This is a genomic window from Brotonthovivens ammoniilytica, assembly GCF_025566885.1.
Taxonomy (GTDB): domain Bacteria; phylum Bacillota; class Clostridia; order Lachnospirales; family Lachnospiraceae; genus Brotonthovivens; species Brotonthovivens ammoniilytica.
Map to the genome: position 1 here is coordinate 1 of NZ_JAOQJQ010000006.1, position 26,794 is coordinate 26,794.

Annotated in this window: 23 protein-coding genes, 1 tRNA gene, 1 rRNA gene and 1 pseudogene; 6 read left to right on the forward strand and 20 right to left on the reverse strand. The window is 41.8% G+C overall.

The window, feature by feature from the left end; genetic code table 11:
* The 12 genes from OCV88_RS13025 to OCV88_RS13080 all read right to left on the reverse strand — a co-directional run.
* Positions 1–223: ribosomal RNA gene (locus tag OCV88_RS13025) — 16S ribosomal RNA — on the reverse strand; the annotation flags it as partial.
* Between the two features lie 695 nt (positions 224–918).
* Positions 919–1,293, reverse strand: coding sequence for a BlaI/MecI/CopY family transcriptional regulator (locus tag OCV88_RS13030; RefSeq protein WP_158425886.1), 375 nt, complete (start codon positions 1,291–1,293; stop codon positions 919–921).
* Between the two features lie 229 nt (positions 1,294–1,522).
* Positions 1,523–2,155: an NUDIX domain-containing protein gene (locus OCV88_RS13035; RefSeq protein ID WP_158425887.1), complete on the reverse strand. Its 633-nt coding sequence runs from the start codon at positions 2,153–2,155 to the stop codon at positions 1,523–1,525.
* On the reverse strand, positions 2,152–3,474 hold the full coding sequence (locus OCV88_RS13040; RefSeq protein ID WP_158425888.1) for a S41 family peptidase: 1,323 nt from the start codon (positions 3,472–3,474) through the stop codon (positions 2,152–2,154). Before OCV88_RS13040 ends, OCV88_RS13035 begins: the two co-directional genes overlap by 4 nt.
* 72 nt (positions 3,475–3,546) lie before the next feature.
* The gene (locus tag OCV88_RS15985; RefSeq protein ID WP_317258634.1) at positions 3,547–4,806 is read right to left on the reverse strand and encodes a murein hydrolase activator EnvC family protein; all 1,260 of its coding nucleotides are present in this window, start codon (positions 4,804–4,806) and stop codon (positions 3,547–3,549) included.
* Between the two features lie 95 nt (positions 4,807–4,901).
* Entirely contained in the window at positions 4,902–5,816 is a 915-nt protein-coding gene (gene ftsX / locus OCV88_RS13050; RefSeq protein WP_158425889.1) for a permease-like cell division protein FtsX, read from the reverse strand.
* Positions 5,816–6,493: a cell division ATP-binding protein FtsE gene (ftsE, locus tag OCV88_RS13055; protein ID WP_158425890.1), complete on the reverse strand. Its 678-nt coding sequence runs from the start codon at positions 6,491–6,493 to the stop codon at positions 5,816–5,818. The genes ftsX and ftsE overlap by 1 nt, the downstream gene beginning before the upstream one ends.
* A gap of 9 nt (positions 6,494–6,502) precedes the next feature.
* Positions 6,503–7,588 carry a PucR family transcriptional regulator gene (locus tag OCV88_RS13060; RefSeq protein WP_158425891.1) on the reverse strand — a complete coding sequence of 362 codons (1,086 nt, stop codon included), beginning with the start codon at positions 7,586–7,588 and terminating at the stop codon, positions 6,503–6,505.
* Positions 7,589–7,920: 332 nt separating this feature from the next.
* Positions 7,921–8,766 carry a YitT family protein gene (locus tag OCV88_RS13065; protein ID WP_262591301.1) on the reverse strand — a complete coding sequence of 282 codons (846 nt, stop codon included), beginning with the start codon at positions 8,764–8,766 and terminating at the stop codon, positions 7,921–7,923.
* Positions 8,763–9,449, reverse strand: coding sequence for a WecB/TagA/CpsF family glycosyltransferase (locus tag OCV88_RS13070; RefSeq protein ID WP_158425893.1), 687 nt, complete (start codon positions 9,447–9,449; stop codon positions 8,763–8,765). Before OCV88_RS13070 ends, OCV88_RS13065 begins: the two co-directional genes overlap by 4 nt.
* Positions 9,450–10,262: 813 nt before the next feature.
* Positions 10,263–11,069 carry an acetyl-CoA hydrolase gene (locus OCV88_RS13075; protein ID WP_262591302.1) on the reverse strand — a complete coding sequence of 269 codons (807 nt, stop codon included), beginning with the start codon at positions 11,067–11,069 and terminating at the stop codon, positions 10,263–10,265.
* A gap of 52 nt (positions 11,070–11,121) precedes the next feature.
* Entirely contained in the window at positions 11,122–12,045 is a 924-nt protein-coding gene (locus OCV88_RS13080; protein WP_158425895.1) for a flavodoxin family protein, read from the reverse strand.
* 180 nt (positions 12,046–12,225) lie between these two features.
* On the opposite strand from OCV88_RS13080, the gene OCV88_RS13085 reads away from it, so the two are divergent.
* Entirely contained in the window at positions 12,226–13,104 is an 879-nt protein-coding gene (locus OCV88_RS13085) for a LysR family transcriptional regulator (RefSeq protein WP_158425896.1), read from the forward strand.
* 158 nt (positions 13,105–13,262) lie between these two features.
* Here OCV88_RS13085 and OCV88_RS13090 read toward each other — a convergent pair whose 3' ends face one another.
* From OCV88_RS13090 to OCV88_RS13100, 3 genes are all read right to left on the reverse strand, one after another.
* Positions 13,263–14,303, reverse strand: coding sequence for a C40 family peptidase (locus OCV88_RS13090; RefSeq protein ID WP_158425897.1), 1,041 nt, complete (start codon positions 14,301–14,303; stop codon positions 13,263–13,265).
* 192 nt (positions 14,304–14,495) lie between these two features.
* Complete coding sequence (gene trxB, locus OCV88_RS13095) at positions 14,496–15,419, reverse strand: thioredoxin-disulfide reductase (protein WP_334307984.1); 924 nt, start codon at positions 15,417–15,419, stop codon at positions 14,496–14,498.
* A gap of 9 nt (positions 15,420–15,428) precedes the next feature.
* The gene (locus OCV88_RS13100; RefSeq protein ID WP_158425899.1) at positions 15,429–18,005 is read right to left on the reverse strand and encodes a transglycosylase domain-containing protein; all 2,577 of its coding nucleotides are present in this window, start codon (positions 18,003–18,005) and stop codon (positions 15,429–15,431) included.
* 207 nt (positions 18,006–18,212) lie between these two features.
* Between OCV88_RS13100 and OCV88_RS13105 the strand changes: the two genes are divergently transcribed.
* The 5 genes from OCV88_RS13105 to OCV88_RS13125 all read left to right on the forward strand — a co-directional run bounded on the left by OCV88_RS13105 (position 18,213) and on the right by OCV88_RS13125 (position 21,239).
* Entirely contained in the window at positions 18,213–18,875 is a 663-nt protein-coding gene (locus tag OCV88_RS13105) for a YigZ family protein (protein ID WP_158425900.1), read from the forward strand.
* 132 nt (positions 18,876–19,007) lie between these two features.
* Positions 19,008–19,079 (forward strand) — tRNA-Gln (locus OCV88_RS13110).
* Positions 19,080–19,297: 218 nt separating this feature from the next.
* Complete coding sequence (locus tag OCV88_RS13115; protein ID WP_158425901.1) at positions 19,298–20,005, forward strand: acyl-[acyl-carrier-protein] thioesterase; 708 nt, start codon at positions 19,298–19,300, stop codon at positions 20,003–20,005.
* A 1-nt stretch (position 20,006) separates the two neighbouring features.
* Positions 20,007–20,849 carry a CvfB family protein gene (locus OCV88_RS13120; RefSeq protein ID WP_158425902.1) on the forward strand — a complete coding sequence of 281 codons (843 nt, stop codon included), beginning with the start codon at positions 20,007–20,009 and terminating at the stop codon, positions 20,847–20,849.
* 15 nt (positions 20,850–20,864) lie between these two features.
* Positions 20,865–21,239 carry a RidA family protein gene (locus OCV88_RS13125; protein ID WP_158425903.1) on the forward strand — a complete coding sequence of 125 codons (375 nt, stop codon included), beginning with the start codon at positions 20,865–20,867 and terminating at the stop codon, positions 21,237–21,239.
* 108 nt (positions 21,240–21,347) lie between these two features.
* Here OCV88_RS13125 and OCV88_RS13130 read toward each other — a convergent pair whose 3' ends face one another.
* The 5 genes and pseudogenes from OCV88_RS13130 to OCV88_RS13150 all read right to left on the reverse strand — a co-directional run.
* Entirely contained in the window at positions 21,348–23,462 is a 2,115-nt protein-coding gene (locus OCV88_RS13130) for a glutamine synthetase III family protein (protein ID WP_158425904.1), read from the reverse strand.
* Between the two features lie 126 nt (positions 23,463–23,588).
* Entirely contained in the window at positions 23,589–24,524 is a 936-nt protein-coding gene (locus OCV88_RS13135; RefSeq protein ID WP_158425905.1) for a diacylglycerol/lipid kinase family protein, read from the reverse strand.
* 12 nt (positions 24,525–24,536) lie between these two features.
* Positions 24,537–25,466 (reverse strand): DNA-binding protein WhiA, encoded by a 930-nt coding sequence (gene whiA / locus OCV88_RS13140; RefSeq protein WP_158425906.1) that lies wholly within the window; start codon positions 25,464–25,466, stop codon positions 24,537–24,539.
* 1 nt (position 25,467) lies between these two features.
* Positions 25,468–26,343: an RNase adapter RapZ gene (rapZ, locus tag OCV88_RS13145; RefSeq protein ID WP_158425907.1), complete on the reverse strand. Its 876-nt coding sequence runs from the start codon at positions 26,341–26,343 to the stop codon at positions 25,468–25,470.
* Positions 26,344–26,353: 10 nt separating this feature from the next.
* A pseudogene (locus tag OCV88_RS13150) lies at positions 26,354–26,794 on the reverse strand (UDP-N-acetylmuramate dehydrogenase); the annotation flags it as partial.

The window sequence follows — 26,794 nt, forward strand, 5'->3', positions numbered from 1 at the left end:
CACACTGTACCATGCGGCACTGTGCGCTTATGCGGTATTAGCAGTCATTTCTAACTGTTATCCCCCTGTGTGAGGCAGGTTATCCACGCGTTACTCACCCGTCCGCCACTCAGTCACTATTACTTCAATTCCGAAGAAAATCGGCAAAAGTGCTTCGTTCGACTTGCATGTGTTAAGCACGCCGCCAGCGTTCATCCTGAGCCAGGATCAAACTCTCAAATAAAATGTTTGTATCCCGTTTCAGAATTAGCTTGGCTAATTCTTTTAAAACGTTTTACTGTTTTAGGTTGCATATTTTTATGCTTTGTTCTTGAATGATCTGCCACTTGTGCGCCTTACTCGATTCCGCTTTCGCTTCATCTCGTTTGAGGCAAGCCTCATATACATCCGCGCACCAGTCTGCTGTCAAAAGCAAGCTTTTGCAGCATCCTTCTGCCCGGCTGTGCACTCGCACTTTGCTGGCAAAATCTCTTTGAATCTTTCAAGGATATTTCACTGTTCAGTTATCAAGGTTCTTTGTTTTGCTGTTGTTCAGCAACTTTTATATCTTATCATTCATAAAGTGCTTTGTCAACAACTTTTTTATTTTTTTACTAAATTCTAAAAGTTTTTTAACTTTTTTCGCTTAGCTTGATTATGATAGCATTTCCACCAAATTTTGTCAATACTATTTTTTCAGTTTTCCCGGAAAATCGACATATTTTCTGCCTGTACCGAATCCCATTCTAAACTTTGTTTTAGTTTCTTCTATATATAGTACTTAAAATAAGTACTATATATAGAAGAAACACTTCAGCAATCCTGATCTACAGATAAAACCACACTTTTTTACAAAATAAAAAAAGAAGAGAAAACGCTCTTCTTTTTTATCTTGTACTATCATAAACACGGTTTATAAATGCAAGACAGTCGTACCTTTTATTTGGCACTATCAATTAATTTACGTATTTCATCCAACTCGTTCTTGTCAATATCATTGGATTTAAAAAACGCCTTCAGAAATTCGGAAGGAGAACCACACCCCCAGAATTCTACAAAAGAATTCATTTCTTTTGTTCTGTAATCCAGCTCTTTTACCAAAGGATGATACGTATAAATTTTTCCATTGCGCTCCATCTGCAAAAATCTTTTCTGTACCAGATGAGCAAGATATGTCGAAACGGTCTGGGGTTTCCACTCTTTTCCATATCGTTCGTTAACAATCGCCACGACCTCCGACAGCACAAGATCCTTGGAATTGTCCCAGATACATTTCATTACCAGCAACTCCGCATTCGTTAATTCATTTCTCAACAAATTATCCCATCCTCTCTCTCTTTCATTTTTTATTGATTATTTTAGTCATCATATCATGTCATTCATTTTTTTTCAACAAGACTTATAAAAGTATAGATTAAAATACCATTGGTAATTTATGGATTATTTTTCTCGTGTTTATTCGAATCTGCCAGGACAGATGTTCTATCTTGTATTTATTCTGTTACAAAGGGGAAGCATTTTCACACAAATGCTCCCCCCTTTGTTAATTTTTTAATGTACGCTTCATTTCCAGAACACCATAAAAAATCATTTCCGCATGATCAAATGCCAGCCCCTCACTGTCTATTATATCTACGCACTTTTTCCCTTTAAAAATATCTCCCTCTGCAGTTACAGATGCTTCCGCATGTATATTATCTTTTTCCTCACCAATGATCAATCGATATACCTGCTCTGCGTTTTCTTCTGATATAAGGTCCATTTTTATTTCATACCATTCTGCATCTTTTGCATCATCTCCCGCCCGGACACTGTACGGCTCTCCCTCAACAGCAGCAATAAATGTCTGAGTAATCACCCATCCTCTCGGATCTCTGCCCGGCTTACTAAATGTCCTCAACTGGATCAGCTTAAGTCCCTTAAGAGCGGTTTCCTCTTCCAGTTCCCGCATCGCCGCATGATCTACTGTCTCATCAGGATTCACAAACCCTCCGGGCAGCGCCAGACAGCCGCCAAAAGGATCATGCTTCCTGCGAATCAACAGCAGTTTCATTCCTTCTAGACTTCTCTCTTTTACCGAAAAAACCAATATATCCGCAGTTACAGAAGGTCTCTCATAGTCCGACAGCTTATAATCCAGTTTCAATTGATTTCCGTTATCTTCTCTGTTTTTCATTTACTTATTTCCTCTTTTAAGATTTCTATGGCTTTTTGAATCTGATTATCAAGACTATAGCTGTAATCATCCCCATCCTTTCCCTGGAACTTATATTCCAGCACAATATCCGGTTCGATTCCTTTTCCCTGAATACAGGTTCCATTAGGCGTATAATATCTGCTTATGGTGAGCTTCACAGCCGTCTGATCTTTAAATGACTGAATCCCCTGAACAATACCTTTTCCAAAAGTTTTTGTACCAATTAAAGTTCCATAATCCCGGTCCTTAATTGCTCCTGCAAAGATTTCTGATGCACTGGCACTGCTTCCATTTACCAGAACCGTCAGCGGAACAGATAAATACTTTTCATCTGTAGATTTAAATTCCTCCCTGTTTCCGGCTTTATCTTCCGTATAAACGATAAGCCCCTCAGGCAGAATATCATCCAAAATCTGGGTTACAGCATTAACCATTCCTCCAAGATTATTTCTCAGATCTACAATCAATCCTTTTAGTTCCTGTTTCTGTAAAGCCTCCAGCGCCTGTTCAAACTGTTTCGGAGTCGTATCTGTAAATTCTGTAATCTGAATATAGCCAAGCTGATCCTCAAACATTTCATAATAAACACTTATGGATTCCATCTGCTTGCGCGTAACATCCATTTCCAGGCTCCCTTCTGTTCCTTCCCTCTGAACCGTCAAATGTACTGTTGTTCCTTCTTCCCCCTTTAAATGACCTACAAACTCTGACAAGCTCATCTGATCAGCCTGATACTGATCCGCTTTTACAATCGTATCTCCGACTTTTAATCCCGCTTTTTCTGCTGGCGATCCGTCCTGTATTCTAACAACCTTAACCTGTTTCGTTTTTGAATTTTGCTGCAGCACTGCACCAATTCCAGAATAATTCCCCTGTACTTCTGTAGAAAGAATCTCCTGATATTCTTCTTCCGTATAATAATCGGAATACTGATCCAGGCTTTCATACATCCCCTTATAAAGTCCATTCAACAGCTGGTCTGTATCAACTTCTTCATAATAATTGGCCTGTATAAAGGCCGCCAGATAGTTAATCTTGTCTATAGCCGCCTGGTCAAGAAGAGCATCATAACTCTGAACCTGGTGCTTGCCACCCTTTTGAGAACCGTATACGCCAACAGTAATTTTCTGATTATCTTTAATCCAGTTAAAAATCAAAACTGCCGCCGCACATATTATAACGGCCAGCAGCATTCCCTTTAGAAAACCCGACCGGTATTTTTGGCGCAGCTTTGTTTCAAAACTGTTTTCTCTTTCTGTTACAGACCATCTGTCCTCTATGTTCTTTTTATTTTGCATCTTTACTATCTACCTTTCAGCATATTGTTTCGTCCAAACTCATTTCCCCGTTTTTCATAAAACATCCGCCGATTATTTTAAATACGTCCAGGGATTTACATAACTCCCATTTAACTGTACTCCAAAATGAAGATGGTTTCCAGTAGAAATTCCTGTGCTCCCCACATATGCAATCGTCTGCCCTCTCTTTACTTTCTGTCCCGGAGACACCGCCAGGGAAGAACAATGCATATAAACAGTATACAGTCCTCCGCCATGGCTGATAACCGTATAATTTCCTGCTCCGTTTGCCTGATATGCCGTTGTAAATACAACTCCATCCGCTGCTGATACAATGTCAGACCCATAGGGCGCTCCAATGTCGATACCTTTATGATAGGAGGAAGCTCCTGCTGTGGGAGACGGTCTGCTTCCAAAATCACTTGTCACCCGGCGGCTGGCCGGACAGGGCCACAGAAATGCACCCCCCGTATAGGAATCACTAGAGCTGATATTACCGCCGCTTTCAGAAGAACTTCCCTGATTTTTATCTGTATGATTCTCCTTTTCCGATTCTTTCTTTGCCGCGGCTTCCTTCTTCCGCTGTTCCTCGGCCTTTTGAATCTGAGCAATAATCTCATTCTGAGCGGCAATCTCCGCTTCAAATTCAGCTGCTTTTGCTTCTGCATCTGACAGATCAGAACTTACCTGCTTAAGCTGATTTTCCTTTTCTTTTGCCAAAAGGTCCACCGCTTCCTGCTCCTCTTTTGCCTGCTGTTCCATCTGTTCTAGTTTTGTTCGATCAGTCTTAAGCTTTTGTTCAGATTCCTGGATCACCGCCCTTGTTTCGGCATATTCATCCAGCTGCTTTCTGTCATAGCGGATAATCATATTCATATATTGAGCATAATTCAAAAAATCAACAAAAGATTCCGATGACAGCAGCAGAGTCAGATAATTCATACTGCCAAAATTTTCATACGTATATTTTATCCGAAGCTTCATGCTTTCCAGCTGCGAATCCTCTTTTGCCTGAGCTTTTTTTAATTTTTCTTCTGTATCCTCAATTTCCTGGTCTGTTTCCTTTATCTGTTTTTTCAAGGATACCATTTTCTCGGAAATATCTGTCAGCTGTTCATCCAGCTTCTCTACAGAATCTTCGATTCCCTTTTTGTTATTCTTCAGACTGTCAACCAAATCTTGTGCTTCTGATAAACTGCTCTCCAGCTTTTTCTTTTCATTCTGCGCATCTTTTATATTCTCAGCGGAAGCAGGAAGTCCTCCTATAACTACAGCCATAGAAACTGTTCCCACAGCCAAGCCGCAAAAGATTTTTTTTATCCTCTGTCTCATTTCATCCGACCCTCTCTGATTTAAGAAAAGCAACGTAAAACAAAACTTTCACTGTTCTGTATTACGCTGCTTATCAAATCGCTGCTTCTTTGGTACTAGACATTCAAATGACGGTGCAGCGTAAAACGGCTTCCAATAAAACCGATACCAACACCAAGCACCAGCCCAACCGGCAGTAAAATCTTAAATACAGAGTTTACCGGAATAAATGTCAGCATGTTATTCAGGAAATTAAACTTGTCGCCCACATATCCCACAATCTTATCATATAAACCATATAATACAATTAATGGTATGACAGAACCAATTAACCCGATCAGAATACCCTCCACAATAAAGGGTCCCCGAACAAAGAAATCCGTGGCACCTATCAATTTCATAATTTTAATCTCTTCTTTTCGTACTGTAATACCTGTATTAACAGTATTGCTGATCAGGAATACCGCTACACAGACCAGGATTGCAATAATCGCAATGGAAACATAACCAATCAGGCTGTTAAAATCTGTCAGCACATTGGCTGCCATCTCCGACTGATTTACTTCGCGGATTCCGTCAACCCCCTGCAGATATTCAACCAGCGCCGACTGTGTGGACACATCATCCATGTAAATATTGTAATGAGCGGAGTCAGCCAGAGGATTATCATCCTTAAATCCTGACGCAAGGTCTGAATCTCCGTCAAAATACTGGTCAATAGCTTCTTCCCATGCCTGCTCTGCAGAGACATATTCACATTTTGTAATTTTGGAAACAGAGTTGTTCTCAATCTGATCTCCTATTTTAGTAATCTGCTCCTGAGACAGATCACCTTCTAGAAACGCAGTAACCGCCACTCCGGATTCTACATTTTTTACAACTCCCTGAAAATTGACAACAACAGAGTAAAAAACACCAAACATAAAAATACAGGCCGCCATGGTGGCAATAGATGCAATAGAAAACATCTTATTACGCATAATATTCTTGCATCCCTGTTTTAATGTATAAAAAAATGTACTGATTTTCATTACTGCTCACCGCCCATCTGCTCATCGCCCACAATTACACCTTTTTTCAGTGTAATCACGCGTTTTTTCATCTGATTTACAATTTCCATATTATGAGTTACGACGAGGACGGTTGTCCCTCTTTCATTAATTTCTTCCAGAAGCTTCATGATTTCCCATGCATTATTGCCGTCCAGATTACCGGTGGGCTCGTCCGCAAGAAGTATTTTGGGTTCATTAACTAAAGCCCTGGCAATTGCCACACGCTGCTGCTCTCCTCCCGACAGTTCGCTTGGTCTGGAACGGTATTTTGCCGCCAGTCCAACCAGAGACAGTATTTTAGGTACGTTTCGCTTTATGGCCCGGTTCGATGCAGATATCACACGCTGTGCAAACGCAACATTTTCATAAACATTTCTGTCCTTCAGCAATCGGAAGTCCTGATATACGCACCCAATATTTCTGCGGTAAAACGGAATGTTCCTGTGGTTTACCTTAGCAAGCTCTTTTTTATTAATCACAATTTTACCGGATGTAGGATCCAGCTCCTTTAAAAGCAGTTTAATCATGGTAGACTTTCCAGAACCACTGTCACCTACAATAAACACAAACTCCCCGGCTTCAATATTCAGACTGACATCATTTAACGCAGGTACGCCTTCCACGTACTCTTTGCTGACGTGTTCTAATGTAATCATATGTTCCTCCTAATAATCAAGTGATTCCATATACTTCATGTACTTCACAACCATCAGCGCTATTTTGAATGTAATGGCATCCTCAAAAACCCGCAGATCAAGCCCTGTGCTTTTCTGCAGCTTATCCAGACGATATACCAGAGTATTTCTATGAATATAAAGCTGTCTGGATGTCTCAGAAACATTCAGACTGTTTTCAAAAAACTTATTGATGGTTGTTAAGGTTTCCTCATCGAAATCATCCGGAGATTTTCCGTCAAAAATTTCTTTGATAAACATTTTACAAAGAGGGATCGGCAGCTGATAAATCAGGCGCCCGATTCCCAATGCGGAATAGGCAATAATTCTGCGGTCCTCAAAAAAGATTTTCCCCACATCCAAAGCCATACGCGCTTCTTTATAAGACCGGGAAACCTCTTTAATTTCATTTACAATGGTCCCATAAGCAATATGAATGTCCTGACCTTCCGTTTTAAACAGGCCCAGAATCACTTCCGCAGTTTTTCCAATATCTGCAGCCCCGTCGTTGTCGGCAATTTCTTTTACTACAATGATATTTTTTTCATCTACAGCGGTAACAAAATCGCGGTTTTTACCTTCAAACAGGCTGCGCACCTTCTCCAGATCGTTACCGTCTTTGTCTCTGTTGGTTTCTACTATATAAACAACCCGCTTTACTTCCGTCTCAATATGCAGTTTCTTTGCGCGATTATAGATATCTACCAGAAGCAGGTTATCTAAAAGCAGATTTTTTATAAAATTGTCTTTATCAAATCTTTCCTTATATGCAACCAGAAGGTTCTGGATCTGAAAACTTGCAATTTTCCCGATCATAAACGCATCCTCGCTGTCCCCATTTACCAGCAGCACATACTCCATCTGGTGCTCATCAAAGACTTTAAAAAACTGGCATCCATTTACAACCTGGCTGTCAGCCGGTGAATCTACAAAGGTCAATGCAGGACTTACATAGCGATCCGCTTCCGCAAAGGTACTTGCCAGAATTTTTCCTTCCGTATCAATAATACAAAAATCTATTCTGGTTATATTCTTTAATCCTTCGATTGTATTTTGCAATATCTGATTTGAAATCATTAACTTCCCCCTTCTTCGGACTTCTTTCTACTCTGCATTCTAGACCTATGCAACTTTCACAATTTGTTCACCCGAATTTTATTTTGTTTTTTTCGCTACATAGTACTATTTTAAGACAAAACATCAAAAAATGTAAAGAGGAAATACACAATTATTATGCATTTCCTCTGTTTTTTCTACAAAACACGATTTTTCATCTGTCAGTTTTTGGTATTTTATATATTTATTATACATTTTTTATAAAATATTAGGAATTATATCTCTAATTGGCTTCACTTTTTGTTCACAAATTCTTGTTTTGATCTTATTGAGATTTTTTACTATTGTGAAAATTACCAATTTTCCCCCTTTTCTTTATGATATGCCCGAAATCCCTCTCCAAGTACTTCTCTTGCATCATTTACAATTACAAATGCTTCTGGGTCTAATCCCATCACGATTTCTTTCAAAGAAACAATTTCCCGTTTGGAAACAACACAGTAGAGCATACATTTCTCATGGGATGAATACATCCCTCTGGCGGCAAGTCCGGTCACCCCCCGCTCCATATGTCTCATAATATCCGCTGCTACCTCCCGGCTCTTACTGCTGATTACAAACACACTTTTGGCCGCATAACCTCCTTCCATAACCAGGTCGGATACTTTTGTCATTACAAAAATTGCAATTATAGCATACAATGCTGTCTTTAATCCAAAAAAATACAGACCAGCCACTACAATGATTCCGTCAATCACCTGCAGAATCTCTACGATAGAATACTGGGGAAATCTGTGATGCAGCAAAGCCGCGATCATCTCAGAGCCGCCGGTAGTTGCTCTGGAGGAAAAAACGATGCCATTTCCAAGACCACAGACAGCTCCTCCAATTACTGCGGCAAGAAACAGATCGCCCCCCGAAATATCAACTGAAGGCAGCACCCCAAGCCAGACACTTAAAAGAAGCGTTGCCAGCGCAGACCAGCCCACAAATTTTGCTCCCTTCATTTTCCAGGCAATAAAATAAACCGGTATGTTCAGCACAAATGTAGTTGTTCCCAAAGATATTCCCAAAAGATTTCTCACCAGAATTGCAATTCCGGAAAATCCCCCCGTGACCATATTCGCAGGATCAAACACACATTTTACAGCAAGTGCTGTCAAACCGGTTCCTATTATAACTCTTATGATGTTTTTCAAGCTTCCTCCTCTGGATTTTCGTATGACTGCACACGCTGCCGCACTTTAAAACGGCATTGAAGCTTTTTCAGCCACGCCTTTAAACCTCTGCGGCTCTCGGTAACATCATATTCAGCACTGATGCCATACCAGATCTTTGCATTAAACATACCCTGATGACGGTGCAGGAAATGTTCCTGTTCCGGCGTCGGCAGCGTTGAGAGAATAATCTGAGGAGAAACACCATTGATTTCATTTACAATATCCGCCTCATCACCCCGGCAGTCTTCAAAGGCATACTGCCCGCAGATCTGTACTCTGTCATCGTACAAATCCTGTAAAAAGGCATCCAGCTCCTGAATCTCTTCTTCCGTCTGTGAAAGCAGAAAAAATGTCTGATGATTTCTAACTGCACGTTTCATAAATTCATAGAAAAACTCGCGATCTTCTACTTCCCTGATCCGCTGAGGCGACACTACCCCTGCAAGTTCCAGAATTTCTTTCTCTCCGGCAATTACAAGATCCATCTTCTCTAGACACTGGCGCACCTGTTCATCCTCGCCTGCCGCAACGATGGTATTCATCGTAATTGTTTCTACCGTATTCATACATTCATTATTTAAATAGACTTCCACTTTCCGCATTGCCTCGCGAATATTGTAATCATCTATCCGCACACCGGCCAAATCCATTTTCTTTATCATATTGATTTCATTTCCTGTCTACAGTTTTCTCTTTATTTCCATAATTTATACAAATCTGTTACATACTTTTTTATTCTGTCTGCATCAGCTGATGCAACACTATCGTATCGGCTAAGTATAACAAACCGGGCTGGCTTTTTCAAACTTTTACCTGATAAAATCAGATTTCCCCAATATTTTTATCATGGCAGAAATTGAACTTTCATAATATATTTATATTAGCATTTTATTTTTACAATTATCTCACAACTTTCTCACACTTTTCTGACATTTTTATTGAAACTTTCTTTTATACTTCCTGTATTTTAATAGCCACTGGACAATATACCCAAAGTCATAAAAATCAATCAAAAAAAATGCTCAAATTTGATTTTGTCCAAAAAAGTTATCCACAATCAAAAATTCCGGTTTTTAGCCATTTTTTAAGTTATACACAAAGTTATTCACATTATCCACATACAAACAGGCCTTTTTGATGGTTTACATAGTATTTTTTTCGAACTTTTGTTTTGTTTAAATATTACAAATATGAACACAATCTGGAAAAAAACAATAATCTTCTTGACTTTCTTAATGCAAAAAATTAAAGCTTTTTAACCTTAAATTGTCAGAATTTCTTACCAAAATATTTTTCCATATATTGCCATTTTTTTGCTCTATAGGAATCGGTACTTTTCAGCTTTATCACAACACAGTATTTCCTATAGAGCAAAAAAACAGCGCCCACTTTACCATTGAAAGTGATGCGCTATTTATTAGATTATTTTCATCAGCCAAAAAATGAATCAAATTTTACACAGCCTTCGCAAGGCTTTACCGCATTGTAATATATCCTCTGTGGTTATTTAAATTGTCACTGGATATATTATCCGCCACAAATACCCCCATAATATTCTGATATGGCTTAAGATACGGAAATGTCTCTTCCTGTGCCCATTCCGGCGGTTCAATGCTCTTTGCTTTTTCCATGGCCGCACTCCACTGGTCCGGTCCCTCAAACCAGATCTCTACCACCCGGTCCATGGGGCAGTCGTTAATTTCTTTGATTATTTTGCTTGTTACCATCCGTGTTGCCTCCGGAATCTCTAAAAATGCCGGAACAAATTTTTCATAAAACCACTGATCTCCCGTTTCCACTGAAACTCCGTCCGGATAGTGTAACGCAAAGTTCCAGCGGTAATTAGGCCCATCTGCCATTGTACGTCCGGCTCCTTTTAAATCCTCCTCCCAGCTGATGGGCAAAAAAGCAAAAACAAAAGGATTACAGTTTTCCACTTTTGCCGATCTGGCCTCATCTCCTTCATAATTCAGGGCGATGGCGTTTTCCGGCATATTTCCCTGCCAGATCAGCACCTCGGTGGGAAACGTCTCTGTAAACACATTTACTGCCATGGAAACATCCATGGGATTTACCTGCCAGTAATGCTCCGTCAGCTGCATACGTACTGTTCCGAACTGCTCCCCCAAAGGAGGCACCGGCAGTGCATTATAAAAAGCATATTGAGATACATATGGCCGAAACTTTGAAATACTTTCAGGTACATGTACAGCGTAAAGCCAGTGATTTAATTTTACTCTGTACTGTTCCTTAGCCACATCCACATATATCAGACTCCGCATAATTTTCTCCATTTTTATCACCCTTTTCCTTAACCTTTCTATATACTTATATTTACGGGTGCACCGCAGTAACTGCATCTGTATACCGACTCACCTTTTTCCGGTAATCTTCACTCCGTGAAGCTTTTCCAAGCTCCCCCTCATTTTTCTGAATATCCTCTGCATGGATAAACTGGCCGCTTACCGTATCGTGAGCATGCTTAAGCTGGTCCTCTGAAAATTCAAATTGATACCTATCACCCTCTGTTACTATTTTTCCTATAATGCCACAGGTTCCACAGATTACACCTTTTTCTTCAAAGAAAAAGTTTCTTGAATGACAGTGGGGACATACCCCTTTATCCCCCTGATAGGATGCGTGTTCAATATCAGATGCAGCTTTCACAAGGTTTAAGCCAATCTGATGTGCCCGGGCAACTTTCTTTTCGTCCATTAAAATTCCCAGAGACCAGGTAAACACTTCATTATCAATTAATTTCCACATAGCAGTCAGCGCGTGCAGACTGAAATCACACTGTACCTGGGTTGCCCAGTCGGAACCGCCGATTCCCATATAAGAAACAGCCCTTGGCTGTATATATCTGGGATCTACAGGCTTTCCTTTTCCCTCTGCTGCCATCTGTGTTGCAATCACATTATGTACATGTCCCATTCTCGGTCCAAACCGGTCCATAATTGTATGGAATTTTCCCATGGCACATTTTTCAAAAATGGGAATGGAAAATATGATACCGTCAGCATCCATCATACGATCTAACAGCCATTCAAAATCATCCTTCAGCACACACTGATTTCCTCTCCCGGAAAAAATAGACATTACGCACGCTTTACATCCAGTACAGTGCTGGATATTAAGATCCACCAGACGCACAAACTCAATCTCTGCGCCCTGCTCTTTTGCGGCCAGCAGCGCCTCCTTACACATACAGTCATTAGCTCCGTTCTTTGTTCCCCCTGAAATTCCAAGAATTTTCATAAAAATGCTTCTCCTTTTCTGCTTTGGTTACCTCAATTATATATTTGATATCAGCCCATGTAAAACAGTTAATTTTACCGATTTTCACAATCATTTCATTGTGATAGAATAAAATTAAATTATTTCTGATTTAATTTCAGATAAACAAAAATAAACTCCACATACAAAAGGATACACGCTATGACACTGACACAAATCAAATATTTTATCACTGCCGCAGAGACCTTGAGCTTCACAAAGGCGGCCTCCAGGCTTTTTGTTTCCCAACAGGTTGTAAGCCGTCAGATACAGCTCTTAGAAAAGGATCTTGGTTTTCTGCTTTTTGAAAGAAACAATAAAACTTTTATGCTGACAGACAGCGGAAAACTTCTCTACAGCCTCTGGTCCCGGCATTTCAAAGAAACAGAACAGACAGTCAATGAAGCGTTGCTGTTAAATCACAAAAAAAGATGTATCCGGGTGGGAATCCTGGAAATCAGTAATGTGATTGATATGATTCTTCCTAAAATCAAATTATTAAATGAGCGCTTTCCAAACATCAGCTGGGATTATTATCTTGGAAATTTTGCTGAAATCGAACACGCAGTAGACACCTCCTCTATTGATCTGGCTGTAACTTTGTCCACAGAATTGTCAAAAAAACATCCCAAAGACCAGGAACTTTTTCTGCAGCCATTAAAACTTGGCATTTTTGTGGGCAGCTCCCACCCGTTATACCACCAAGAATCCCTTTCCATAAAAGAACTTGAGGAGGAAACATTTTTCTTATTTTCAGAAGATATCTCATATGATGCGACGAATAAGGTCTTAACAGACTGTAAACAACACGGATATTATCCAAAAAATATCAAATATTTTTCTAATATTAATCAAATGGAATTTGCTCTTTTATCGGGAAAGGGTGTATTCATTGGTTATGATATTTTTTTCCGAAGCGCTGGTATAAATCTGAAAAAATTTCCCCTCCAGCCCTTAGAGACACTGGAAGAATCTGATCTAATTGTAGCCTGGAGATATCCGGAACTGAAAATGTTTGCACAGGTATTTTTTGACGCATAGTACTGTCAGGTGTTTTGATAACATAAAAAAGAATGTGCAAAGCACATTTTCCGCCTGCGGCGGGTTGTGTGAGCAACATGATTCCCTTAGAGCAAAAAAAAGCTTTTCACAGAATCCTATCTATGAAAAGCTTTTATCTATCATTTTATGATTTCAGATTAAAAAATCCGTCTAATTGCCAGAATCTGTCTATAATTTACCGGCGATGTATATTTGATACCATCCTTTTTATTAGAAGCATGTACCAATGTATTATTTCCGGCATAAATACCTACATGTCCGCTGTAGCATACAATGTCTCCAGGCTGAATTTCTGACAGACTGACACTTCTTCCAACACCTCTTAATGCGCTGGAGGAATGGGGAAGTGAAACTCCAAAATGTGCGTATACACTCATAACAAATCCGGAACAGTCAGCTCCGTTTGTCAGGCTTGTCCCACCCCATACATACGGATTTCCAACAAACTGCCCTGCGTAACTTGCAACGGCGCTTCCTGCGCTTGCCTGTTTTTTCTCCGCCTTCTTTTCTTCTTCTGCCTTAGAAACAGCTTTTTTATATGACATGGAAACTTCTACATATTCAGAAGATACATAGCCTGTCTCTCCATCCACAGATACTTTTAACCATCCGTCCTCTTCTTTGCCGGATGTTTTTAATTTTTCTCCTTCCGCTACTAGATTCAGCACAGAGGCATCTGTGGATGCTTTCTCGCGAACCTTTAGCGTTGTAGTATTTACAGTAGCTACTTTACTGGCTGCCGACTCTATTAATTTTACATCTCCTACTTTGACATAATCAGCTTTGACATATCCTTTTACGGAGCCTGATTTAATCTGATACCAGCCGTCTTTCTCATTTTCCACCGTTGCTACTGCATTGTCATAAAGCTTACCTACCGCCTCACTTTTCTCGCTGGCAGACTTTCTGACATTCACATAATCATTTACCTGTGCAACAGCAGTCTTTTCCACATCAACGCCAAGTTTCTTCTCAGCTTCCTCTATCTGTTTGATCTTTTCAGCACTCTTGGCCGCTATGCTTACCTCTGTTGATACCTTTTCATGAATTTTTTCCGATAATGCTGTAACTGTCTGCAAATGATTGTCAGCCGGTGCCGCATTTACCGTAATTGCACCCCCTGATATTAATACAGCCCCTGCTGCCAGGCAGGCCGCTGTCCGAATTGACTTCTGCACGGGTCTTTCCTCCAAAGTTTATTATTATTTTAAAATTTATTACAAATTTGTTACATTTATTACGGACTAATTGTATCAAAGTGTCATTTTAATGTCAATACGAAAAAAAGAACCAATTTTTTCAAATCGGTTCTTTTTTTCGTACATACTGATTTTACATGTTCATCTGCGTTTTTTGCCGAAACATACCGCCTAAGCTTCCTGTTCAATTAAATATCTCTCCACACTTTTTACACAGTTGGCGCCGTCTGACGCAGCGGTTATCACCTGACGCAGCTGTTTTGTCCTTAGATCTCCCGCCGCAAATAATCCCGGACAGCTGGTCTGCCCGTCTTCATCTGCTACCAGATAGCCCTGGGCATCTGTATCTGCAAGCTTACGATACAGCTCTGTATTTGGATCAATTCCCACCGCTATAAATACACCGTCCACAGCGATGTCTACCACATCAGAGGTTTTCTTTCGATAGACATCCAGAGATCTTACCTGACCTTCCCCTTTAATTTTCTTTACTTCACAGCTGTATAAAATTTCTATATTCTCTGTATTTCGTATCTGCTCCTGTAAAATTTTTTCCCCCCGCAGTTCATCCCGCCGGTGAATCAGATATACTTTCTCACAGTTTCTGGACAAAAACAATGCATCCTCTAAGGCCACATTTCCGCCGCCCACAACAGCTGTCGTCTTGCCACGGAAAAATGCACCGTCACAGGTAGCGCAGTAAGAGACCCCCATACCGCTGAATGTCTCCTCACCTTCCACTCCCAGCGTTCTGTGTCTGGCACCGGTTGCTGCAATCACTGCCTTTGTCTGAAATTCTCCTTTTGTAGTTTTCACTAATATACAGCCATCTTGATTTTGAATTTCCGTTACATCCGCCTGAATAAACTCGGCTCCGGAAGCTTCCGCATGCTTGCGAAACTGCATTCCAAGCTCAAAACCACCGCTCAAAGGCAGTCCCGGATAATTATCTACTTCATAAGTGTTTAAAATCTGTCCGCCGCCCATAGGCTGCTTTTCTATTACTATAACATTCAGTCTTGCTCTCTGAGCATAAATCGCTGCCGTCATGCCGGCCGGCCCGCTGCCTATTATTATTACATCATACATACACATCTCTCACTTTCATTCATTTTGTCCGTCATGGCTGTGTCCCTCTGACTGCCCTTGATTATCCTTATTGTCTCTTAAATTCGGGAATATTTTATCCAGAATACCTTCTTCCTGTGTATCTTCTGTGTGAACGTCACAAGTATCCTCCGGCAGAATCTGAGCCTGTGTATCCTCCGGTACTTTTCCTTCTGCATCTTTTTTAATAAACACACCGTCCTGCTTGCTTTCATCCGGGCAGTAATCTCCCGCCAGAAGTCCGGAGTCTTTACAAATCGTAGCCTCCACATGCAGATCACAGGTCTCCTCCGGCTCACTTCCCTTTGCAAAATATTCTGTATAGACATCATCGCAAATTCCAGGGAGCGGAAGCAGCCCGGATGTTTTACAAATAGAAACTTTGACAATGCCCTTTGGCACAGAAAATCCGGTATTCTGTTTCCCTGCATGAATGCGCTGCATAATATCCTTCCAGATCAATTTTGAATATCTGGTAGAAGTAAGACTTGTATTATCATCATTTCCTCCCCATACAACACAGGTATAATAAGGAGAAAATCCGGCCAGCCAGGTATCTCTGTTATCGTTTGTAGTACCTGTTTTGGCAGCAATTGTCATTCCGCTGAAATTAGCCGCAACTCCGGTACCGGATTTTAAAACATCCTGCATAGCAGATGTCAACAGAAATGCTGTACTCTCTTCGATCACTGAACGGGTTTGAGGCTCATTTTCTAAAAGAACATTCCCGTCACGATCCAGTACCTTCGTATATAATATGGGCTCTGTATAGGTTCCACTGTTAGCTACTGCTGCAAAAGCTGCCGCAAGCTCAATATTTTTCACTCCGTACTGAAGTCCTCCCAGAGCCATAGGCTGTCCCACATCATCCGTTGTAAGATCATCAAAACCAAATTTTTTCAGATATTCGTATCCCTTCTCCGGGGTAATATCTGTCAAAGTCTTAACTGCAACTACATTCACAGACTGTGCGATTGCAGAACGGATGGTAATATACCCCTGATATCTGCGGTTGGCATTTTTTACCTCTTTACCATTCTGATAACGATACGGTTCGTCTAAAACAGTTGTTCCAAGAGTATACTTGCCGGACTCTAGCGCCGGGGCGTATGTGGACAGAATTTTAAATGTAGAGCCCGGCTGCCGGCGTACGCCTGTGGCACGGTTTAAAGTCTGACTGCCGGACTTTTCACCCCTTCCGCCTACAATCGCCTGTACCGTTCCGGTATGCTGGTCCATCACAGTGACCGAAACCTGCGGTTCCGGCGTAAAGGTAATATTTTCACCGATAATACTGCCGCCTTCTTTCAGCATTTCTTCCCGGTAATCATCAACAGCCGCCTGGGCTTCTTTTTCGGAATCATAGTTAATGCTGAAATTATTATTTCCGGTTTTTTTCCGATAGAAACTTAACATTGTCTGGTCACTGTAATTTTCAACAGTTCCGTCTTCCCTCTCAATACTAAGCGCATAGGAGAAAGAAATCTTTGACTTTCCTGAATAATTACTGCTGCTGTTTGCTTCCTCGTCACATATTTTCTGTATCTTGGAATCCTGAGTGGAGTATACCGTCAGTCCTCCGCTGTATAATTCCTTATATGCCTGTGATTCTGTATATCCGGCCTCCTGAAGGTCTTCGATCAGCTGTTTTGTCAGAGCATCTACAAAATAGGAAGTTACATTGCTGCTCTCCTGTGTTTTCGTATTATATTTCTCAATTCTCTCATATACATCATCTTTCAGAGCCTCATCATGCTGTTCCTGCGAAATATAGCCCTGGTCTAACATATTGTCTAACACTTTCTGACGACGTTTTGCGTTATCCTCCGGGCTGGTAATGGGATTGTATTTTGATGGATTCTGAGTAATTGCTGCTAAAACGGCACATTCCGACAAATTCAGATCAGAAACATCCTTTCCAAAATACCGTTTAGACGCCGCCTGCACTCCAAGAGTATTTTGTCCCAGATTAATGGTATTCAGATAATTCTCCATAATCCATTCTTTGGACACCTTTTTCTCAAGCTCTAAAGCCAAATACTGTTCCTGAAGCTTACGAACAACCCGTTCTGCCTTACCCTCGCTGGTCCAGCCGTCAAAGACATTATTTTTCAAAAGCTGCTGTGTCAGTGTACTGGCACCTTCTGAAAAACTTCCGGTAGTCAATCCCTTTACACCTGCTCTTAAAATTCCCTTTACATCAATTCCGTGATGGTCATAAAACCGCGCATCCTCAATGGCTACAAATGCATGCTGAAGATCCTCTGGTATTTCATCCAGCACCGCATACACACGATTTGAGCCGGAAGCCACAAGCTCTGCCGTTACTTCACCATCGGTATCCAGCACGGTAGTCATATATCCGGTGGGAGCAGCATCAATCGCTTCGATCTCAGGCGCAGAATCAATTACACCTTTTACAAAATATGCTCCGGCGCAGACAGTGGCTGCTGCTGCCAGCAAGAACAAAATCAGCACGATCTTAATGCACAAAACCCCTGCTCTTTTTTTATTCATATTGCCTTTAGAAAACTCTTTCTCTCTTCTTCCGGCACCCTTCTTTCCATAATTCATGAATGTTCCTCCATTGTATAAGCTCCCATATTAGTTACATATTATACCATTTCTTCTCCACAAAAGAAACTTTTATCACTAGTTTTCCTCATATGTACCAAAAACTTACATAATCCTCCATACTTTTAAAATCAATATGGTATAATAACAGCAGATACACTGCAGATGACATCTGCCATCTGATTCCATTATGAAAAGGACTAATTTATGACTGATTATTTATTTATTTACAAAGGCGGGCAGGACGAAATTGAGGAAAAAAAGTCCCGTTTTATTGCACACATTGAGCCTATAGCAACAGAACAGGACGCTCTTGACTTCATTGCCCGCACAAAAAAGCAATATTGGGATGCCCGTCATAACTGCTTTGCCTATGTACTAGGTTCTAACCATGAACTGCAAAGATGCAGCGATGACGGAGAGCCGGGGGGCACCGCCGGACGTCCTATGCTGGATGTGCTTCTTAAAGAAAACATCCACAACTGCGCTGCTGTGGTCACCAGATATTTCGGCGGAACGCTCCTTGGTACCGGAGGACTTGTCCGGGCGTACCAAAAGTCCCTGCAAGCAGGACTTTCTAACTGTATCATACTAACACGTTCAAAAGGTACAAAGCTACATCTTTACACTGATTATACGGGTCTTGGAAAAATTCAATATCTTCTGGCAAAAGAAGGGATTCCCACCCTGGACAGCAATTATACCCACCAGGTGGAGATGACCATATTGATACCGTCACATCAGCTGGAACATATAAAAACACAAATTATTGAGTGTACCAATGGCAGTGCCGTACTGGAGCTTTCGGATACAGTTTCCTTTGCTGTATATGAAGGAAATATTCTTATTTTAGATGAAATTTCTTCATAATTATTTGTTTCGCAGCCCCTTTTCCGGTTTTAAAATGACCGGGATTTACTCACAGGAATTTTTTTCAAAAAAATAAAAAAAGTACTTGCTTTTCTCAAATGTATCAGATATAATAGTCTTCGTTGAGAACAAAGGGCTATCGCCAAATGGTAAGGCAACGGACTCTGACTCCGTCATTTCAAGGTTCGAATCCTTGTAGCCCTGTTGAGGAAAGCACCATTTTTATGGTGCTTTTTTGCTCTATAGAAAATACTGTATTGTGATAAAGCTGAACAGTACCGATTCCTATAGAGCAAAAAAACGCTCCGCTATGGATCCCACTGCGGCGGAATAGAATCATGTCGCAAAAGCGACCCGCCGCAGGCGGAGAATGTGCTTTGCACATTCTTTTTTATTTTTTATCTTTACCAGGAGATATGATTATGTATAGTTTTAAAAGCAGGGTCCGCTTCAGCGAAGTGGACGCAAAACAAAATTTGACTCTTTATTCCATTTTAAATTATTTTCAGGACTGCAGTATTTTTCATTCTGAATACATTCAGGCAGGCATTGACCACCTTACCAGTGAGGGACATGCATGGATTTTGTCTTCCTGGCAGGTAATCGCAGACCACTGCCCTTCACTGGGAGACGAGATTGAGGTCAGTACCTGGGCCTATGGTTTTCGAGGATTTTACGGGTATCGTAATTTTAAAATTGAAGACCAGGAGGGCCGCATTGCAGCCTGTGCTAACACAATCTGGACATTTATGGACCTGAATACAAAATCCCCCGTCCGCATTCCAAAACATATTCAGGATGCCTATGGATTTGAGCCGCAGCTGCCTATGGAAAACGCCCCAAGAAAAATACGGCTTCCCCAAAACGGAATTCCATGCAAACCACTTACGGTCCACAAGTTCCAGATTGACACGAACCATCACATGAACAATGCCCAATATGTGCTGATGGCCCAGGAATATCTGCCGGAGCAGTCCATAATTACCCAGATGCGGGCGGATTACCGCAAATCCGCAGTGCTGAACGATATGATCTATCCGGTTGTTACACATACAAATCTGCAGACAACCGTCGCTCTCAACGATTCCGACGGTTCTCCATATGCAATTATTGAATTTAACAGGAGGTAACATGTTACACTTAGGAGAAAAACAATCACTGACCGTGGTAAAAACCGTGGACTTTGGTATCTATCTGGCAGAAAACCAGGAAAGCCAGGAACGGGTGCTTCTTCCAAAGAAGCAGGTACCGGAAGGAATTAAGCTCCACGATACCATTGAAGTCTTTTTATACAAGGATTCCAAAGACAGACTTATCGCTACTACCGCAGAGCCCGCTCTGCTTTTAAATGAATTTGCCGTTCTGACGGTCTCACAGGTAAGCCATATCGGCGCTTTCCTAAACTGGGGACTGGAAAAAGATCTGTTTCTTCCTTATAAAGAACAGCTGGCCAAAGTAAAGGAAGGCGATCAGGTACTAGTAACTCTTTATATTGATAAAAGCCGCCGCCTGTGTGCTTCTATGCGGGGACTTTATCATTTACTAAAAACAGATTCCCCATACCAAAAAGGGGATCTGGTACAGGGACGCGTCTATGAATTTAGTGATAACTTCGGCGCCTTTATAGCTGTGGATGACTGCTATTCCGCCAGAATTCCGTCTCATGAAGATCATACTGCCATTCATATCGGACAGATGATCGAAGCCAAAGTTACCAATGTAAAACCCGACGGAAAACTAGACCTTACACTCCGGGAAAAGGCCCATATTCAGATGGATAAAGATGCCCAGCGTATTTTAAATATCATTGATCAGTATGCCGGTGTTCTTCCTTTCAATGATAAAGCTTCACCGGAGATCATTCAGCGGGAAACACAGCTGAGCAAAAATGCATTCAAGCGGGCCGTGGGACGGCTTTACAAAGAACGGAAAATTATAATTACAGAAAAAAGCATCCGCAGAATTGACAAGTAAAGGAGAATTGCTATTATGAAAAAAGTAATTACAGCCAACAATGCGCCGGCCGCCATCGGGCCTTATTCCCAGGCTATTAAAACAGATACCCTGATCTATACCTCAGGCATTATTCCTGTAGTTCCTGAAACAGGATTTATTCCGGAGGGAAGCAGGGCACAGGCAGAACTTGCCTTTCAGAATCTGTCAAATCTTTTAGAGGCTTCCGGCAGCAGTATGGAAAAAGTCATAAAAACAACTGTTTTTATTAAAAAAATGGACGATTTTGGGGACATTAACCAGATTTACAGTAAATTTTTCCCGGAACCATATCCCGCAAGGAGTTGTGTTGAGGTGGCGCGCCTTCCCAAAGACGTCCTCCTGGAAATAGAAGCAATTGCAGAAAAGTAAATCATTTTTAGAAACTGCAAAACCCAAGGAACAACCAGAGTCATTTAATTTTCGCAGTATTATGAAAGGGCAGCGTGACCAAAACAAGTCGCGCTGCCCTTTATCTGTTTACACTTCAAATATAAGATCACTGTAAGAAGGCATAGGCCACATTTCTTTATCTACCAGCATTTCCAGCTTGTCAATAGGGGTTCTGAGTTCCTCCATGGCTTTCATAACCGTATTCCTGTAAAACTCTGCCTGTGCTTTTCCTTCACACATAGGGCATCCCTTTTCTACCGCATCTTCTAGTTTCGTCAATGCGCTTTTAGAAGCGGAAAGCAATGCCGAACATTCTGTCAGCAGCTGGGTCTGACAGCTGATATCCGCATCGCAGGCAGCTTTCACCGCATTGATGGAATTAGCCAGAGAAGTAATATATTTGATTACTGCCGGAATAATATGTTTGCTTGCAATATCAATCATTGCCCTGGCTTCAATATTAATCTCTTTTGCATAGGTTTCATACAAAATCTCCGCACGAGATTCCAGCTCTGTCCTGGTAAACACGCCAAACTTCTCAAACAGTTTCACTGCTTTCTCTGTAATCAGCGCCGGAATTGCATCCACCATAGATTTGATATTCGGAAGCCCTCTGTGCTCGGCCTCTTTCACCCATTCTTCAGAATAACCATTGCCGTTAAAAATAATTCTCTGATGTTCGGAGAAATAACGTTTGATCAGATTATGTACCGCACTATTAAAGTCCTCTGCCTTCTCCAGCTCATCGCAGGCTTCTGAAAATGCTTCTGCTACAATGGTATTCAGCACAACATTGGCAGCAGAAACCGAATCCTGAGCCCCAACCATACGAAACTCAAACTTATTTCCTGTAAAGGCAAAAGGCGATGTACGATTACGGTCTGTGGCATCTTTTTCAAAATCAGGCAGGGTCTTAACACCGGTTGTCAGCATGCCGCCCTCCAGAGAATGTGTGGCCGTCCCTGTTGATAAAAGCTGTGCCACTACATCCTGAAGCTGCTCTCCTAAAAATACGGAAATAATTGCAGGAGGTGCCTCATTAGCTCCCAGTCTGTGGTCATTTCCAACATCTGCGGCCGATTCTCTTAACAGATCCGCATGAATATCTACCGCTTTTAAAATACATGCAAGAATCATCAGAAACTGAATATTCTGGTATGGAGACACTCCCGGATCTAAAAGATTCATTCCATCATCCGTCACAAGAGACCAGTTATTGTGTTTGCCGGAACCATTCACACCCACAAAGGGCTTTTCATGAAGCAGACACTTTAGTCCGTGCTTTGCGGCAGTCTTTTTCAGCACTTCCATAATCAGCTGGTTATGGTCAATGGCTATATTAGCCTCCTCATAAATAGGCGCCAGTTCATGCTGAGCCGGAGCTACTTCATTATGCTGTGTCTTGGCCGGCACGCCCAGTTTCCAAAGCTCTTCGTTTACATCTTTCATATATGCGGCAATTCTTGGGGGAATAGCACCGAAATAGTGATCGTCCATTTCCTGGCCCTTAGGAGGCATAACTCCAAACAGGGTACGTCCGGTGAAAATCAGATCCTTCCGTTTCATATATTTCTCTTTATCTACAATAAAATATTCCTGCTCCGCGCCCACCGAAGGGGTAATTCTCGTTGCAGTTTCATTTCCAAACAAACGCAGCAGCCGAAGGCCCTGTTTATTAATGGCCTCCATGGACCGAAGCAGCGGCGTCTTCTGATCTAGAGCTTCTCCCGTATAAGAACAAAATGCAGTAGGGATACACAATGTAGCGCCTGCGGCATCATGACGCACAAAAGCAAAGGATGTACAATCCCATGCGGTATATCCCCTTGCCTCAAAGGTCGCCCGAAGTCCTCCAGAAGGGAAAGAAGACGCATCCGGCTCTCCTTTAATCAGCTCTTTACCGGAAAAACTCATTAATACTTTACCGTTTTCCATAGGAGACGTAATAAAGGAATCATGTTTCTCAGCTGTCACTCCGGTCAGAGGCTGAAACCAGTGCGTATAATGAGTTGCACCCTGCTCGATTGCCCATTCCTTCATCTCATGGGCAATGATATCGGCCATTTCAAGATCCAGTTCTCTGCCCTCTTTGATGGTCTTTTTCAATTTCTGATATACTTTTTTGGGAAGACGCTCCTGCATCACAGTATCATTAAATACGTTTTCACCAAAAATATCAGCTGCATTGAAATACTCTTTCATATTACGTTCCCTCTCTTTTCCACTTTTCTAATCGTGTCCCCAGAATCTTAAACGGAGACGTATTCATCACAGGAAATTATATCTGTTTTTCTCAAAAAAATAAAGCTATACTTCCAACTGTTTTCATCAATAAAACACTCTGTATAAATCACTGTTTTCCATTTTACCCTTTACTTTCAGTTCCAGCGCCTTCTGTCTGTTAAAAATTTCAACCTGATGATGATTCCCCCCAAATTCCCCGTCCAGCGTCCAGGGAATCTCCTGAGAATCACACCGCAGAATCAGATGATCTGTTTTAAAAGAATAAATATACGGTGTCTCAATGGGCTTTGGCCGGACCAGGTTCGTAAGAATTTCATTCAGCTGCAGAGGATTTTGAGGCATACGGATTAAATTCACTTCAAAAAGACCGTCGTCCAGCTTTACATCTCTTCCGGTCATATTTTTAATGCCTCCTACTGAAATGGAATTTGTAATCATTCCGTAAACAAATTCATCCCGGATCACCTGCTCCCCCACAGTTACTTCCATAACATAAGAAGGCACGTCCACCAGCCGTTTTGCACCCTCCAGCAGATATGCCCCATGTCCCAGAACGTTTTTCAGATTCTGGCTGGTCTGATAAGACACATCCGTAAACAGGCCAAAGGCCGCAATATATACAAAATAGTCGTCGTTAAAAGTCCCGATATCACAGGAAAACAAAGGACCGTTTACTGCTATATCAGCAGCTTTCAGCATATTCTTGGGAATTTTTAGGGACTGAGCAAAATCATTTGTGGAACCGGACGGGATATACCCCACAGGAATCTTTACTTCCCTTGACATCATCCCGCTGACCACCTCATCTAAAGTGCCGTCTCCTCCGCAGCAGATAACCAGATCATAGCTCCCGGCTTCTTCCGTTACAATATCCCTGGCATCGTTCTGTTTCTGGGTGGGATGCACAGTCACCTCATATCCGCTTTTTACAAAAATGTCCAGTATGTCCATGAGCCGGTTTTTAATCTGGCCCTTCCCTGATCTTGGATTGAAAATAAACAGCAATTTTTTCTTTTCCATGTTTCTCGACCTCTATTCTACTGACTTTTCCCGCAATTCATCCGCCATGGCTCCCAGCTTCCTGAGCCTGTGATTTACCCCCGACTTTCCCACCGGAGGATTCAAATAGCTTCCAAGCTCCTGCAAAGATACGTCCGGATGCTCCAGGCGGACTGACGCTATTTCAAATAAATTCGGCGGCAGTGACGCCAAGCCCACACGTTCCTTAAGAAAACGGATATCATCCACCTGTCTGGCCGCAGCCTGAACCATTTTGTTAATATTGGCGGCATCACAGTTATACTGGCGGTTGGCGGCATTTCGCATATCCTTGATAATTCTTACATTTTCAAGCTCCATGGAAGCCTGATATGCCTCCATAAGATTCAGCAGATCTACAATTCCTTCGCTTTCTTTTACATATACAATTGATTTATTTTTTCTCAGAACAATCTTAGCCTGTATCCCGTAACCGCCCAGCAGTCCACAAAGCAGCTGTGCCTGCTGTCCGCTGCGGCAGACAATCTCCAGATGATAGGATTTTCCCGGATTGCTCATAGAACCGGAAGCCAGAAATGCTCCCCGGATAAACGCCCGTCTGCAGCAGTCCCTCTTTAATACAGTGCCGCACAGATCCTCTTCCCGTCCCAGGCAGACTTTTTCTACAATTTTTTGTACTGCGCAGGGGTCATTAATTCTAATATGATACTGGCGGATTTTTCCCATACCGGCCTGTCCCCGGATATTCAATACCGCATGAACGCCGAATGCTTTCTTCACCAGAGTATAATATTTTTTCGCCAGTATTACATTTTCTGTGTGAATAACAATTTTTTTCTCGTCACTGCCAATTCCGGTCTCACCGGCAAAACGAATAACCGCAGAAAGTTCCGCCGTCTTGCAATGCTCTGCCTTTGGAATCAATCTGGATAATTCATCTTTTACATCACTTGAAAAAGACATCTTATTTTCCTCTCAGCGCATCTTTTTCCAAATCCCGATGCTCGATCTTCAGCCCGTATGTACAATTGTTTTTCAGTCTTTTGTATAATTCATTGGCAAGGGTCACCGAACGGTGTTTGCCTCCGGTACAGCCCACAGCAATTACCAGCTGATTCTTGCCCTCTTCTACATAATTAGGGAGCAGAAACCGAAGCATGTCCTCGAGCTTGTCCAGAAACTTACCTGCATTTTGCTGGCCCATAACAAAGTCCTGTATCTCTTTGTCATTTCCATTTTTCGCACGCAGGCCTTCCACATAGTACGGGTTTGGCAGAAATCTTACATCAAACACAAGGTCGGAATCTGTCGGAATCCCATACTTAAAGCCGAAAGACAAAATTGTCACATAAAGATTGTCAAACTCTCTGCCATTTAAAAAAATCTTCTCCAGCTCCAGTTTTAGTTCTCTGGTCAGCAGCTGACTGGTATCCAGGATAAAATCTGCCTGTCCCCGCAGAAACTCCATGGCCTTACGTTCCAGTTCAATTCCTTTTTCCACCCTCTGGCCTCCTGCCAGAGGATGCGACCTTCTTGTTTCTTTATACCGTTTTACAAGCACTTCATCTGATGCATCCAGATACAAAAGCTGTACATTCAGTCCTTTTTTCTTCATCTCAAGAATCACGTCATGCAGACTTTCCAGATTTTCTCCGCTGCGGATATCAATACTGACAGCAACCTTCTGAAACCGGCTGCCGTCCTGGAACGCCAGGTCCACAAACCTTTCCATCAGATCTATGGGCAGATTATCCATACAAAAATATCCCATATCTTCCATCATTTTTAATGCTGTACTTTTTCCCGCTCCGGACATCCCGGTCATAATCACAACCTGCATTCGTCTCTCCTTAAAAAGTCCCGATAAACTTTACCTCCGGCTCCAGATTCACTCCGGACTGCCGGTATACTTTCTCCTGCACATCCTCCATCAGCCGGCGGATCTGTGCCGAAGTTGCATTTTCTTTATTGATTACAAATCCACAGTGCTTCTCTGAAATCTGGGCGCCTCCTACCTGATATCCCCGAAGGCCCGCATCCTGAATCAGTTTGCCGGCAAAATATCCTTCCGGACGTTTAAAAGTACTTCCGGCACTTGGGTACTCTAAAGGCTGTTTGGCAACCCGCTGTTCCTTTAGCTCCTTCATTTTTCCATAAATGTCTTCTGATACCCCTTTTTTCAGTTTTAAAACAGCCTCTAAAACAATATATCCTTTTTCCGGTATACAGCTGTGGCGGTAAGACAAGTCCAGCGCACCGGCATCCAGCACTTCCACTGCCCCCTCCCGGGT